The following is a 14,932-nucleotide window of genomic DNA, read 5'->3' on the forward strand; positions in this document are numbered from 1 at the left end:
AAAAAAACCGTGATAAATATAGCTGGCACTAGCCTCCTCCAAATCAGCCTTATCTGTCTCGTACTGGTGGCCTGTGGTGACGAAGAGCCGGTTGATACCCAACCTCTCAAGCGCCAGGACGAAGCAGTTAGCTCAGAAGCCACTTTCGTGGGCTCCGCGCAATGCGCCCTATGCCACAAAGATGAGGCCAGTGCCTGGCAAGGTTCCCACCACCAGCTGGCAATGCAGGCCGCCAATAGCAACAGCGTTCTCGGTGATTTCTCCGGGGTGGCATTTGAATATCAGGGGCAGAAATCTCACTTCTATCAAAAGGAAGGACGCTATTACGTACGCACTGATGGGCCCAGTGAAGACCTCCAGGACTATCCCCTTGCCTATACATTTGGTGTCCACCCTTTACAGCAATACTTGATTGATTTGGGAGGCGGTCGTCTTCAGGCACTGAGTATCGCTTGGGATAGCCGGGACAAATCTATCGGTGGCCAGCGCTGGTTCCATCTCTATCCCGATCAAGCGATAGACCATCAACATCCCCTGCACTGGACCGGCATAAACCAGAATTGGAACTTTATGTGTTCCGACTGCCATTCCACCAATCTGCAAAAGGCCTATAACCTACAAACCGATAGCTACCAGACATCCTGGTCAGAAATCAGTGTCGGTTGCGAATCCTGTCATGGCCCGGGATCGAGACACCTTCAGTGGGCAAAAACACAGAATGAGGCATTGCCGAATAAAGGGCTTGATCCCCATCTTATTGACCCAACCCAACAGCTCCGGGGAATGGATCTGCAAACGGGGATAGCCAAGCTTGCGCCATCGGCAGCCATCCAGCGTGAAATAACAACTTGCGCCCAGTGCCATTCTCGGCGGAGTACCCATTTACCGGGAGCGCAGGCTAACAGCGAATTACTGGATCATTTCAACCTCACACTTCTGCAAGAGCCTCTCTACCACGCAGATGGCCAGGCCGATGGCGAGGTATTCGTGTACGGATCTTTTCTGCAAAGCAAAATGTACGCTGCAGGTGTTACCTGTAGCCACTGTCATAACCCCCACAGTCTACAACTGAGAGCAGCTGGTGATGCAGTTTGTGCCCAGTGCCATATGCCGGAGCGATTCGCCCGTACTGATCACCATCTGCACCCAACTCAAAGCCCCGGTGCCCGCTGCACAAACTGCCATATGCCGACGAAAAATTTTATGCAGGTGGATGGGCGCCGGGATCACAGTTTCCGCGTTCCCCGACCTGACCTTTCCGAGGCGCTGGACACCCCCAATACTTGCAACAGCTGCCATCAAGATAAATCGAGCCAGTGGGCAGCGAAGATATTGGAAGACAAATACGGCTCACCTCCCCCTCACTACGGGCAGACATTGCACGCAGCTATGCGCGGGGATAGCGAGGCCGATAAGATGTTAATGGACCTTATTCAGGACGACAGTCAACCGGAGATTGTTCGGGCCAGCGCAATCCGTTTGTTACCGCGCTACCTGACGATAAATTCCGCTCAGTTACTCCAACAAATTGCCCAGAGCGAAGAACCATTATTAAACCTGGCCCTTGCGCAGTCTCTGGATGAACTACCGGAGCAATTACGACTGATGATCGGTGTACCGCTGCTTTTCAGTAAAATGGCCGTGACCAGGTCGCTGGCTGCCAATGGCGTTACCGATGCTCAGATCGGGACTATGCCCGCGCAAGTACATCAGCAATACTCAAAGGCCCTTAAAACCTATACCACCTCAGAATTATTCAACAGCGACCGACCGGAATCCCTGGTAAACCTGGGCAACCTCCATTTCCAGAGAGGAAATACGCAACAAGCGGAAGCCTTCTATCGCCGGGCAATAACCAAGGCCTCCTACTACACACCCGCCTATATCAACTTGGCCGACCTTTACCGGGTAAGTGGACGTGAAACCGATGCGGAATTATTACTCAGAGGGGCACTTTCGAAGAGTGAGGATATCGCCGTAATCCAGCATGCCTTAGGACTTTCCCTGGTTCGTCAGAACCGCCACCAGGAGGCAATGGGTTTTCTAAAGGCGGCGGCTGAGCATGAGCAAACCCAGAGCCGGTATCTTTACGTATACGCCATAGCCGTTCACTCAGAAGGCAACAGCGAACTCGCCCTGGATATTCTAGAAGACGGCTATCACCAGTTTCCGCAGGACCTGGATATTTTGCGGGCATTAATTTCTATTAGCAGGGAATCCGGCAAGCGGGAAATCGCACAAAAATATGAAGCACTTTTAGCCAGCAAGCGCTAAAAATCATAATAGAGACTTAACCTAAGAAGCCTTTCAGTAGGCAGCAGACCAAATTCACAGGACTCACAACCCCGGAAAAACTGGGCTTGCAGTCGAGTACTAAAATGCTCAGTCCAGTTCTGAATCAATTCCAGGTTGTGGTACTGACTCTTGTCATCCAGGTTGTATTGCACACTCTGGCGATATTGAAACTTCTTATCCAGCCGGGTGTTACCCCACATCAAGAACAAATACTCCTGCCGTAGTTGTCCGGTAGATAAAAGGTTAAAACTGTCAGACAGAAAAGAAATCGCCTCATAAATCTGCGCGCTGTTCAATCCGTTCTTTGCACTATCTACCTGCGTTTGAACCAAACCCCACTCGTCATCATCGAATCCATGCTGGTTATACAGATACTCCGCAGTAACATCCCATCCCTGGTTGAAGCTGAGCTGAGTACCAAGTACCAGCTTCAAATAACCATCGTCCTCTGCTGGAAAATAGGAGAGTTCGCCCGGCTGCGGTAACTCCCGCTGATGTTCCCAAGCCCCCTCCAACCTGAGTGTGGCACTGTCTCCAGCCAAAGTACTCAACCCGAAAGCGACATTGGTTGCCTCCCCCTCTATCTGATGTAGTACCAAGCGGGTATCCAAGTCACCTTCACGATTCACCACGAGTGCGTACTGAAACTCATGGTCATTTACGCTAGTGTCAAAGTGACCATCCAGATCGTCCTCAACCTGAGCCATATAAATGCCGGTGTTCCAGCGACCATAGCGGAAATCGAGATGGGCCATATCCCAGCCCAGTTGCTGGGTAAGTTCATCGGCATCCAGATTGGGGCGATCAAAAGTGGCTTTTAAAAGATTTGCCGGAGACCAGTTGTAACCGTTGCTCCACTGAGGTTTTATCCGACCGACATTAATACCAAACCTTCGGTTGTCAGTGTAAGAAGAGAAATATCCCTCTAGCAGATGGGATTCTGTCTCTTTTTCAGATGTTCCAGCCTCATTAGACCGATAGTGCTCTATCGCCGCAAACCGCGAGTAAACTGAGAAGTGTGCTCCCAGGGAGAACTGGCCACTGAGATCCAGAGCAAGCAAAGACTCTTGTTCATCAAAGACAAACAGACCCGGATCGAAATAGAGGTCATCCCGAACTTCATTCTGCTGGTGATACCCCAGTAGCGAAGCATCAATATCCCAAACAACTCGAGAAACCCCTTCCTCAGTGCTCACTTCATCGAAAAGTTCCGAGTTGGTCTCGAAAGGGTCCTGATAGTCTTCGGCACTGGCAACTTTTTCAGCAAAAGCGAGAGGAAGGAATATAAATGGGAGAATTGTCCTGATTCTGATAACCATTACCGACTCACCTCAATTCAGCCTGCCAAGGGAGCCCTTTTGGAAAATTGCCGGGTCCAGGCTCTCAAGACGATAGTCATCGAACTTCATCCAGGTATAACTCTCGTCAATGAGTGCATCCACCAAGAGTAATTTATGCAGTTTCAGCTCGCCTTCAAACTGCTTGAACTCTTTATAGTGCGCTGTTTTAAGGAGGCGCCCGGAGCGGGTATAAAACTCCCCCTTTAAAGGCAGGTTTCCCTCAGCCTGTGCTATCCATATTTTTACTTTGTCATAGGCAACACCAGAGGATTTTGCCGATAAATACAGCACCCAGTAATCTTCCCCATCAACAGTTTCTTGCCCTTGCAGCTCTGCGGTGTAATCCCGGGAGAAATTTGCCCCCACTACATCACCGTTACTGGTCTCACCAATTAATCGCTGTGAGGGTGCAATCCGGATAACCCTGCGCGTGCCGGGAATATAGAGCCACATATTGGCGCTCTCTTTTAGCATTGCCCTCCCCTTTTCCCGGGCGGGTGCCAAAAACTGGATCAGTGATTGATCATTAAATACTTTGACACTGAGCTTATTGGTGCGGGGCTCCTTATCCTTTTTGTAGCTGACATTGGTAATATCAAAGCTAAAACCCTGATCCCTGAACCCGCGAAAGTCATCCAGTTTATTAACCAGTGACTCAGCCGAAACCGATGCATAACTTGAGTAGCTAAACAGCAAGCAGGCTATCGCCAACACCCACCCATAAAAAGAATTCAACTTATACATAGAAGACCCAAATCAAGTAAACCTAAGTGCTTTTACTACCGGCAGCCGGGATGCTTTTATCGCTGGATAAAGGCTGGAAACAAGTGAAATACAAAAACCCAACAGGAATGTTTTCAATAAGATATCCGGCACGACAAACACACGAATAGGATAATCCTGGGTACTGCCCGGTGGCCGGGGCATCATCCATTCTGCATAGGTAATGCCCTTGGCTGCCAGTGCACCAATCAGTAACCCCAGCAAACTTCCGATTAAACCGAGAAATACCGACTCTAGTAAAATCAGGTTTACAACCTGCCGGGGAGTACCGCCCATGGCTCGGATAGTACCCAGCTCACGGGTACGCTCCATTACTGCCATCAACATGGTATTGGAAATACTCAACGCGACGATTACCAACACAATGACGGTAATAAAACCAAAAACTCCGTTAAACAGGCCAACAACCTGATGATAGTAACCCGCCAGTTCTTCCCAGCTTTTTATTTCTAGGTTCAAATTGTTCTGCTCAAAGACACTGGCCAGAGTCGCAATTGAGGTAGATGTAAGTTCGGTCTCCTCCAGTAAAACCACTAGCCGTGTAATATCTGACGTATAGAGCAGTTCCTGGGCCAGAGGCAAATTCACCCTGAGCAAGCGATCATCCAGTTCCTTAACACCGGTTGTGATTACCCCCATCACCTGTACATCGACAGCATTGATTGCTCCATCCTGGGTGCTTGCCAACAGGGTCAAGTAGTCCCCAATCTGAACATCCAGAGCATTGAACAAGCCTTCTCCAAGGTGGGCAGCAGAAATATCCTCTGGAAATAGATCGTCCCCTTGAACAATCTGAATTGCAGAGGAAAGCATCACTTCTTTCTCCGCATCGATACCAATTCCAGTGATGGCTATCGATTGCTTGCCATCACTAAGCAGGCCATTGAAATTAAGACGTGGTGCTACCACCAGTGTATCGGTTTCGTTTTCTACCAGCTCGGAAATCTTTTTGAGATCCCCATCAGCAATCAGGTATTTTTCCGGTTCCGCTTTGCCAAACTGGTTGTAACCTTTGGCATAGATTTGTATATGACCAAGCTGCGAGCGGATCATACTCTCCCGCATCCCCTCATACATCGACTGTACAAAACCGCCAAAAATAATCAGGCTGGTACAACCGAAAACGATCGCAGCCAAGGTAATCAGGCTGCGGCGCCCGTTACGCATAATATTCAGCAGTGCAACTTTCCAACCCAAGCCCATGACTAAATACTCCGAAGCGCCAGCTTGGCTTTAGCGGACCAGTCGGTATCCGACTCGGCCACCTTTCCCCAAAGAACCCGGGCATCATCGGGCTGTTTATTGCGCTCGTAAGCCTGGGCAAGGTAGAACTCTACAAAGCCAAGAAATTCTTTACCGAACCGATTGCCCACCTGTTCCCTAACCAGCTCCAAGTCTTCAACAGCGTAGCGCGCTCTTTTTAGAAAGGCCGGCATATTGGCACAGCTGATTCCCCGCTGAAGGCGGGCGCCCAGATTGAATGGAGATTGTTTAACAGCCCGATCCATCATGCGATTGCCTCGTCTGGAGAACAGCGATAGTTTTGCCAATCGATCAAGGTAGAAGCTGGATTTAAAGGAAGTTGTCGATCCCAATGCAGCATTGAGTTCCGGGTCATCCGGGAGACTCTCCAACAGTGACTGCATCAGAGCCTCTAACTTCTCAACATCCTGCAACTCTGCATCTTCCATCGACGTAAGGCGCGCAAGCTGAGCCAGGTAGGCCTGCTTTCTCTGCTCACTGGTCGTTTCTCCATTGACAGCAGCAAACAGCGCTTCCCTTTCGCTATTGGTGAATGGAATCGGAGTTGGATAGACGAAGTCTTCAGCCAAAGCTGGTGCAGAAATTAAGAATACAACTGAAATAGCCAAAGCCGCTCTAGTTAGCGGGCCCCTAGCCAGCAACATTTTCATGATTGCTGTCATGCAATAGCCTCCTGAACAATACCTTGAGACGAAGCTGTATCCTCTACCAAATGCCCATCTCGTACCGCGATAACACGAGATGCCAAGCTGGTTACATAATCATCATGGGTGGCTACGATAAAAGTGACACCCTGCTCCCGGTTGAGCTGCTTCATAAGGCTCATAATGCTCTCCGACGTGCGCGAATCCAGATTGGCTGTAGGTTCGTCCGCAAGCACCAGATCCGGCTTACTGACAATTGCCCTGGCAATCGCCACTCGCTGCATCTGCCCCCCCGAAAGCTGGGTAGGACGCTGATTAACCAACTTGGCAAGCCCCACTGCTTCCAGAGCGTCTAACGCTAGTTGCCTGGCATTGTTAGCCCCCCGCAGTGTCAGCGGGTACATCACATTCTCAAGTGCTGTAAGCACGGGAATCAGGTTAAAAGACTGGAAAACAATCCCAATATGACGACCTCGGAACAGGGAGCGCTGATGCTCTCCCAAACTCCCAAGATTAACGCCATCAAAATGAACTGATCCGGAATCACACTGATCCAGTGCGGATAGAAGGTTCAATAATGTGCTCTTACCACTACCGCTGGGCCCTTTCACAGCCAGAAACTCACCTCGATCGATAGCAAGATCTATATCCCGCAAGGCATCGACCCAGAGATCGCCCAATCGATAGCGCTTTGAAACACGCTTTAGCTCAACCAACATTAACTTTTACCCAGGGTGACTGCCATTTGCCCCAGTTGCTCACAAGAGGTTTGCATCGTGGCAGGACAAGGAGCCATTGCTATTGCTTTTTGGTAGTAATCCATGGCCACTGCCAAATCCTCAGTGCCCTCTCCAGCTTTCACCCAGTAGGCATTGGCCAAAGACAAATACACCACCTGCTGCATAGCAGCCGGCAATAGATCGGGCTCTGAATCCATCAGATTCTTAAACCAGGCTTCATCTTCGAACACCCGCTCAAAGTGGCCGCTTACTTCTCCTACATAAGAAAAAGTAATCAGCCGTATCAGGCGCACATTAAAGTCTGAATCGGCACTGAGACCCGCTTGATCCACCTCATCCATCGCATGCCGCAGACGGTAGAGCTTGTAAAGACCCATTGCAGGATCAAACATTGCACCTGCGCGCTTGCCCTCATTGGAGTAATACGCTGCACGTATCAGCATGTCGTCTGGACGCTGTTGATACGCGGCTTCCAGCAAGTGTGCAGCCTTTTCAAGCTCGTTATGGTGACTAAATAACTGCCCAAGCTCCAACATCAAGTCGGGGTCTGTACTATTTTCACCAATCTCCTGCTGGAGAAACTCCACCTGCTCCATCTCGCCTTCTGAATAGGCAATCTTGCCAAACTCGATGGGAGCAGCACCTGAAAACCAGGCAACAACATTTCCAATAAAAAAACTACTGATAAGAATGGTAAGTACTTTTTTAAACATTGACTGCTCCCGAAGTACGCTAGACTTCTTCCGAGTTTTCAAGTAGTTGGCCATCCATTTCCCTTAGGGTGGTGTGTTCGTCGAAAACAAGATTTTCAGGGCTCATCACCCCCGGGTATAACTGCTCGCAAATTAGAATCACCTCGACAATATTCAGGGAATCCACCCCGAGTTCTGCAATGGGTGTATCTGCATCGACAGCATCAACATTCAGCATAAGAGCTATTTGCTCACAAAGCTCTTGTACCTTGTTCTCTACAACTGCTGTAGACATAATTACTCTCCAGTAACATTTCCTATTTTTAAGTTATTAAATCGCAGCAAGTAGTCCAATGTTAAAGTAAAAACACAAACATGCTGCTCTCGTTCTGAGTATTTTTGCTGCTGTTTTATGGCAGCAGAACTGATCATGGGCGGTATATAGAACCAGACTTTTGCAAGCCAATGGTGTCCATAAAAAAACACCCGCTGAAAAGACTCGTAAATATTACAGATAGGTTTATCACTTATTGAAAGTGCCGGGGGAATTACACCCTCATCTCCCGAACCTTCAACAATCTCCACCATCTTGCTGGCATTCATTGCCAGTATATTGAGTAAAAACTGGGCAAAAGGCAGATAGAAAGTTTGGAAGATATAATGTTCCCTATCGAGACTTGATTCTGAGTCCTGCCAGGCTCGATCCAACTCTTCCTGCACCATGTCGGTGTAACTTTGTAGATCTATCCCTTCTACGACTCTATTTTTATGAGCCTTATTAAAGATCTTTGCCCGCTTCTCCTGATAGCCGACCGTTAAAGGCAGGCTTTGTCTACCCACTTTTAATTTGGTGCCGCTTGACTCCGCCAAACGATTGGCAATATGAGCATAAAAAGTGGTATCAACAGGCGAGAAAAGCTTAGAGGTTACCTCAGGTAAACTGTTGAAGAGTTTATCGGTAGCTTCTTCAGGAGTCACCAGGGCTGCATCAAATGACCCAGATTGATGATGTTCAGCAGAGAGCCAAAAAAGCTCTCTGGCTGATATAACAACATCATCTTCAGGAAAGAGCATTTTAACATTCTGCAAAAGGCTCTTTCTTTCTATGGAGAAACCAAAATACTCTATTTCAATTAAGTAGTGGCAATCTACCGTATCGGCACCAACAGCAGGAAACAGTGATAAATCCTGACCAACAAATAGACGATCGTCCTTCAGGTAATAATAAAGGGGAAATCGAAACGCCTTGCCAACTTGCAAGTGAAAAGTGTTTTTATCACTTCTCTTTATAGTTCCTAAAGATGTCCAATCTTCGTCATGGCCTGCTCCCCAATCGGTATCACTTAAAAATGAACTCAGTGAAACTTCTGCACCGACGGGCAACACCTTTTCTCGCATCAGGGGAGTTTTGCCTTTGCTATGTCTCATGCAACAGCCCCCTCAGGTTGCCGCATCAAAGTTGTCAACCAGTTGGAAATAGGTTTTGCCGAAGCAGAAATAGCTGACATATGAGTAGCTCTGGGCAACTCAGTGAGTCCAGCCTTAATACTGGGCGAGAGATACCAGCTCAATACGGTGTGGAGCACGTGGGTATCAAGCACTTCGTCCTTCTCTCCAACAAAAAAGTGGCAGGGTACATTTAAACTCGCAAAGAGATCTGCGTATCTCTTTACGTTATAGGCGCTGAGTAAGTTAAACGTGCAGTCCAGAACTCGCCCCTGATTCCCCGCTGCTGATCCCACCGGGGGAAAGCTCAGCACTGATAGCTTTCTCAATGGGGGGAATAAAAGTGCCAGCCAATATTTCAGCATTTTTATTTTTGGCAGATTCTGATCACCAGCCGATGCCCTAGGCCGCGTATAGTGACGCTTCCTTCCATAACGAATGTAATACTCAAAGCCAGATGCAGGAATATCGTATTTTCTTGTTTCCTCTGACTGAGTCAGCGGCGGTGCTATCGCAAAAAAACCTGCAATATCTTTACTGCCATATAGGTGCAGATATTTAAGTGCAACCAATGATCCCGCGCTGTGCCCCCCAAGTACAAAGGCTTTAGCCCCTCTTTTTTTGAGGTGTTTTAATAGGTCGGCAAGATCGTCTTGCAGTTGATCGGAATAATCGAGATCCCCCGGAACACCTTCACTCTTACCATGGCCTCGCCAGTCCGGCAGACACACACTAATACCGTTTCGGTGTACCATCCGTCCAAACATTAAATACCACTGGCTACTGAACGTGCTCCCGTGCATGCAGACAAGCACCAAGTCAGATTCATCGCACGGCAACCAGCGAAAGGAGAGTTTTTTTCCATCCCGCGCCTGAAAGAACTCCTGAATCACACAACCTCCGAATCCGCATGAGCAGAGTCTAATTCAGCTGTGGGCATAGCTTCACGCTGGTCAATGACCGAATCCATTATGCTATCCGGCTGACTGCGTGCAAAAGCAAGAAATACAGGAACCATACTGGGGATCGCAATATACTCCTGAGTCTGCACCCAGATAGATTTTGCTTTCTTGTTAACCTCAGCAAGTTCTTTATTGGAATAGCTACCCGCAAGATCCATAACTTCAATCGTATCTGTGTGGAAGGACTCTTCCGATACAATAACACTCACTGGATCTGCCATATCCTCATTGACTAGATCTGTAAGCTTGATAGATAACTTCTCAAGCAGCCAGTTGAGGTCAGCCCCATTCATATTTGGCTTTTGTAAAAGATCAGGCAGGGTAATAGCCTGCTGAACAACCATCCGGTTTGCCAGTTTAGGGAGGTCGAGTCGCGCCTGGACAACACTCAGGAAAACTTCGACCCAAAGTTTGATCCGCAGATCGATTCGCCAACCGTCCCGGCCCTGGGTTCCCATTAAATATACAAAGTACTTATAGTGATCGGCACCGGACTCAAAGAAACCTTCACTATTTCTGCGAAAATATCGATTCTGAGCTTTAAGTTCTTTTGCCGTTTCAACTAACAGGCGTTGCAGGATTAACTCAAGGGCCATATATCCACGGCGCAAGTAACTCTTGCGTAGCCAGTACTCCTGATCCAGATAATTACCTGACATATAATCCCAGGCACTCTCCAGGAAATAAGCAGCGGTATTGTAGGCCAGAAGAGGAGAACACAGTTCAGCAGAGTCAATAACCGGGTATACATTTGCTACATGGGCATAGAGGCCCTGGTAAAATTCTGTGACCACCTGATTCGCGATCGGCAATTCTTTTGCAAGCCGCTGCTGAGCTTCATCACGATTATTGTCTGAGATATCGGCAACAATGTACTTACAAATATGGTCATTAAACAGGGCTATCATGTCGCCCCCACCACTAAACAAAGGATCAAGGAACATCGAGGAAAATCCGGAGGTAGCCCAGCGGTCCTCAAAGATAAACTCATCCGCTCTATAGGCAAGCTGTCCCCAAGCCTCGAAATCAATAAGCTCGGCGCCTTCCAGCAGCTCCGAAATAGCTCTATAAGCCAACAGAAAATCTAGGAAATCTTGCTTCTTTGTGGGCGGTTTGTCGAATTTACTATTCTCGCCAACGATACCTACACTGGTATAGCCACCACTTAAGGGTATAAACCAAACCCAGTAACCATCTCCAGAAAAATGATTCGTTGAAAGAAAGCGTCCAAAGGCCTTCTTTCTCCAATTCATATCTCCCATGGAGTCGATATCCTGTATGTTCTTAAAGCGACCCCAGGCAGAGAAGTGTTTAGGGACATTCTCAACACGGGTAAGCTTCTTATGCTTCTTAGCAACCCGAGTTCGACCACTGCAATCTACTAACCAGCGGGCGTTAACCACTCCGCTAGCGCCATCTTCCATAAGCTCTATAGAATGGAGTTCATCACCTGGCTGTATGTTAAGATTTTTTGCTTTTACGCCCTGAATAACCTCTATGCCATTCGCCCTATTCATATCGACAAGGTCGGATTCCAATCTGGCCCGGTCAATTTGAAAAGCTGGATGAGGCGGAATACTGGTGGTTCCGTGCTCACTCATCTCTGTTAATGACAGTGTATGCTCAGGGTTATCGTAGAAAAAACGCAGACCATTTTTAGGCAAGTGATTCCTATAGAGATAATTCACCAAGCCCAACTGCTTCATAAAGTAGTGGCCGGTCATCTCCACTGTCGCTTCACCAACTTTGGCCTTAAACTCAGTATTTGCCTCAACAACCAATATGGTTAAAGCATCATTATTGAGTTTAAGCTGACGGGCCAGGGTTAAGCCAGCCCATCCACCACCGATAATCACTACATCGTAATTGGATTCCAGCTGATCAAGCTTGTTCATGAGACAGCCTCCACATTTGACAATAATGAATTCCAGGAGGAAGCGTCCATTTCACAAAAAGAGTCCTGATCCTGAAGGATATCCAGCACCAGCTTGGTACGGGGTAACTCATTGCGAATAAAGAATTTAGCACTGACAATTTTCGAGCGATAGAATTCCTCATCAGTATCATTCAGGTCCTGACTCAACTTATCTGATGACGCACATGCAGCCTCCAATAAAAGCCAGGCCAAGGTTATATCACCAAGCATATGTAGAATACGTGTGCTATAGGCAGGGATTTTGAACATTTCTTTTGTTTTTACCCATACTTGCACAGCTTTCAGTGCTGCCTCGAAATGTCCAAACGAGGTCTTTAAGCGCTCAAATTCAATCTCAAACTGAGGGTAGTCCGTGGCCCGATCGAGGAAATTGTCAATTTCTTCCTGGTAGAATTGGAATAGCTTACTGGAATTACCCAATCCTAACTTATCCCGGATCAAGTCCTGGCTCTGGATATAATTCGTTCCCTCCCAGATTGCCAGCACTTTAATATCTCGGGCATATTGCTCTATACCCAGATCCTTGAGATAACCCTGACCACCACAGGTTTGAATCGCCAATTCACAGATACGCCAAGCCTGGTCACTGATATAGGCTTTAACAACTGGAGTTAGCAGGTTCATTAAACCCTGGTAGTGAGCAATGCGATCCTTTTTGTCTTCCTGCCCCTGGTAGATTTTGACTAAGCTCTCTGACAATGTCAGTTTAGCAATCAGTGCTCTACAGCCCTCTACCTTGGATTTCATTTCCAACAACATACGCTGGACATCGGTATGCTCAACGATATTGACCCGGCTTGCGGTAGAGCTAAAGCTCTCGTGAAATCTCTTGCCCTGTAAGCGCTTTGTCGAATAGGAAAGTGCATTGTAGTAGGCTGAGGAAGCCATACCCAAGGCGTAAACACCTGTGCTGATTCGTGCCTGATTCATCAAGGTAAGAAACTGCAACAAGCCTACATTCTCACGGTTCCCCAGCAGGTAAGCTCTACAGGGGCCATTGTCACCAAACCGAAGGTGAGTGTTTGCACACCCTTTAAAGCCCATTTTCTCAGCTAAAGAAATGCATTCGATATTATTAAACTCGCCGAGACTCCCATCCTCTTCAACCCAGTACTTAGGCACAATAAAGCAGGACAAACCGTAGGTACCCGAGCCGCTTTTTTCGCCACGACCCATAACGAAATAAATGGTGTTTTCTGTCAGGTCGTGCATACCGGCACTTATCAGGTATTTTTCGCCCGTTAACAAATAAGTGCCATCTTCCAGTTTCGCAGCGCGAGTCTCTACAAGGGATACATCACTTCCCGCCTGGGGTTCAGTGAGGCAGAGACAAGATGTCCACTCTGAGGTGGCTAATTTGTCCCTAAACAGGTCTTTTTGCAGATCGGTTCCATATTTTTCCACCAAGGTGGAGGACGGCAGGCAAAAACCACCATAAGTCATAAAACTTGGATTTGCCCCCATAAACATTTCCAGGAGCATTTGCATTACAAAGGGCGGAATAGTTGTATTTTGTTCGCCCTCAAGTGAGGAAATATTCCCCCAGTCATCCTTAAACCTCCGCCACATCTCAGGGAATGCGCTCGGGAGCTTCACTTTCCCACTCTCTAACTGGCATCCCTCTCGATCTGAATCCTGATATCCCGGCCCGAGAACCTCATAAGAGAATTTTTTAGCCCGAACTAAAATTTCATGGAGAATCTCTGGTGAGCACCCTTTAAATATCTGGTCGCTGAACAGAGTTTTAGCTTCATGGAACTGTTCTTCAATAAGGAATTGAAATTCTCTTATATCAGTTTTATAAATATTATTATCCATGTCTTGCTCCTTGATATTCCAACAGCGTACGCCAACTACCTGCACCTAATACCCAGTCAAATATCTGGTTGTGTCTTCCCCGGTAAATCCTCTTGGGATACCTTAATGCCTCACGAATATGCGAAAGGTAATCCTGGCCTAGAGTGTCACCCAGGTGCTGGGCGGAACTAAAATCTATATAGGCGTCTTCCAACACCAATTTCTCAACATTTACCAGTCTTGAAAGAAATCCCTGAAAATTGGGCGAAGGAATGTCTATTTTCAGGCAACCTACCCTGCCGCCACCCCCTAGAGTTAACAGCCATAGATCAGTCACCTTTTCCTCAATGTAATAACTGATCAATTCAGACAGAGGTTTAATACTCAAATAGTGCCAGCCGTCCTCTTCGATACTGGGTAACCATGAGGCCTTATCTCTGTGCGAAAACCCTTTCAGGAGCCCCTTGGCCCATTTCGAGCGGATATCAAAGGAAACTACTCGAGTATCATCACTAGCGTTGGTTGAGATTACCTGCTTAATACTCTTTACTAAATCTGGTGCGCCAGATAAAGATGGCGCTTGAGAGAGAATATCGCAGCTGGATATTTGACAGAGATGTGTTTCACAATACTCTCGGCAGATCCAGGTAGCCGCCACACCTACAAGAACATCTAAGCCATCTTGATCAGGTCCAACTCCAATTCCCAATGAATCCAGGCACTCTTGTTGCCGCTCTTTGCCCAGTTCGAGATTTAAGATCAAAGCTTCGGCTTCACTACACTTTGAAAAACTCAATACTGCAGCATGGAAGCTGGTGCAGGCGCTACCCACAAATCGGATATTATGCCCACCGTCTTCTAAGTCTGCTATAAACTCTACAATCCGACTATCCTGTAGAACATTAGCCTCTCCCGCAGAAACCACATAGATAAGCTCTGGTAACAAATCATATTGATCCAGGTGTCCTCTCAAGGCATCAAGTAATCGATCAACCTGCCCGCCACTGTCTACCCATAGGTTTTTAATAAACATC

General features: G+C 47.5%; 13 protein-coding genes. 1 reads left to right on the forward strand and 12 read right to left on the reverse strand.

Annotated features, from left to right (window positions below):
• The first annotated feature begins 9 nt into the window (after positions 1 to 9).
• On the forward strand, positions 10 to 2,274 hold the full coding sequence (locus ACJJIE_RS07560; protein WP_444894151.1) for a multiheme c-type cytochrome: 2,265 nt from the start codon (positions 10 to 12) through the stop codon (positions 2,272 to 2,274).
• On the opposite strand, the gene ACJJIE_RS07565 is transcribed toward ACJJIE_RS07560, so the two are convergent.
• The 12 genes from ACJJIE_RS07565 to ACJJIE_RS07620 are packed head-to-tail and all read right to left on the reverse strand — an operon-like array spanning position 2,271 to position 14,931.
• Positions 2,271 to 3,614, reverse strand: a complete 1,344-nt coding sequence (locus ACJJIE_RS07565; protein ID WP_444894152.1) for a hypothetical protein — start codon at positions 3,612 to 3,614, stop codon at positions 2,271 to 2,273. The genes ACJJIE_RS07560 and ACJJIE_RS07565 overlap by 4 nt on opposite strands.
• 12 nt (positions 3,615 to 3,626) lie before the next feature.
• A complete protein-coding gene (locus tag ACJJIE_RS07570) occupies positions 3,627 to 4,379 on the reverse strand; it encodes an outer membrane lipoprotein-sorting protein (RefSeq protein WP_444894153.1) in 753 nt (250 codons plus the stop codon).
• Positions 4,380 to 4,391: 12 nt separating this feature from the next.
• The gene (locus ACJJIE_RS07575) at positions 4,392 to 5,621 is read right to left on the reverse strand and encodes an ABC transporter permease (RefSeq protein WP_413665420.1); all 1,230 of its coding nucleotides are present in this window, start codon (positions 5,619 to 5,621) and stop codon (positions 4,392 to 4,394) included.
• 2 nt (positions 5,622 to 5,623) lie between these two features.
• On the reverse strand, positions 5,624 to 6,343 hold the full coding sequence (locus ACJJIE_RS07580) for a hypothetical protein (RefSeq protein ID WP_444894154.1): 720 nt from the start codon (positions 6,341 to 6,343) through the stop codon (positions 5,624 to 5,626).
• On the reverse strand, positions 6,340 to 7,044 hold the full coding sequence (locus ACJJIE_RS07585) for an ABC transporter ATP-binding protein (protein ID WP_444894155.1): 705 nt from the start codon (positions 7,042 to 7,044) through the stop codon (positions 6,340 to 6,342). The genes ACJJIE_RS07580 and ACJJIE_RS07585 overlap by 4 nt, the downstream gene beginning before the upstream one ends.
• Positions 7,044 to 7,778, reverse strand: coding sequence for a tetratricopeptide repeat protein (locus tag ACJJIE_RS07590; RefSeq protein WP_444894156.1), 735 nt, complete (start codon positions 7,776 to 7,778; stop codon positions 7,044 to 7,046). Before ACJJIE_RS07590 ends, ACJJIE_RS07585 begins: the two co-directional genes overlap by 1 nt.
• A gap of 19 nt (positions 7,779 to 7,797) precedes the next feature.
• A complete protein-coding gene (locus ACJJIE_RS07595) occupies positions 7,798 to 8,052 on the reverse strand; it encodes an acyl carrier protein (RefSeq protein WP_282933202.1) in 255 nt (84 codons plus the stop codon).
• 2 nt (positions 8,053 to 8,054) lie between these two features.
• Positions 8,055 to 9,185: a hypothetical protein gene (locus tag ACJJIE_RS07600; RefSeq protein ID WP_444894157.1), complete on the reverse strand. Its 1,131-nt coding sequence runs from the start codon at positions 9,183 to 9,185 to the stop codon at positions 8,055 to 8,057.
• Positions 9,182 to 10,096: an alpha/beta hydrolase gene (locus ACJJIE_RS07605; RefSeq protein ID WP_108732865.1), complete on the reverse strand. Its 915-nt coding sequence runs from the start codon at positions 10,094 to 10,096 to the stop codon at positions 9,182 to 9,184. Before ACJJIE_RS07605 ends, ACJJIE_RS07600 begins: the two co-directional genes overlap by 4 nt.
• Positions 10,093 to 12,060 (reverse strand): NAD(P)/FAD-dependent oxidoreductase, encoded by a 1,968-nt coding sequence (locus ACJJIE_RS07610; RefSeq protein WP_444894158.1) that lies wholly within the window; start codon positions 12,058 to 12,060, stop codon positions 10,093 to 10,095. Before ACJJIE_RS07610 ends, ACJJIE_RS07605 begins: the two co-directional genes overlap by 4 nt.
• A complete protein-coding gene (locus ACJJIE_RS07615; RefSeq protein ID WP_444894159.1) occupies positions 12,057 to 13,919 on the reverse strand; it encodes an acyl-CoA dehydrogenase family protein in 1,863 nt (620 codons plus the stop codon). The genes ACJJIE_RS07610 and ACJJIE_RS07615 overlap by 4 nt, the downstream gene beginning before the upstream one ends.
• Positions 13,912 to 14,931, reverse strand: coding sequence for a hypothetical protein (locus ACJJIE_RS07620; protein ID WP_282933208.1), 1,020 nt, complete (start codon positions 14,929 to 14,931; stop codon positions 13,912 to 13,914). The genes ACJJIE_RS07615 and ACJJIE_RS07620 overlap by 8 nt, the downstream gene beginning before the upstream one ends.
• Position 14,932: the final 1 nt, after the last annotated feature.

It is taken from the genome of Microbulbifer maximicatervae (SeqCode), from assembly GCF_052467325.1.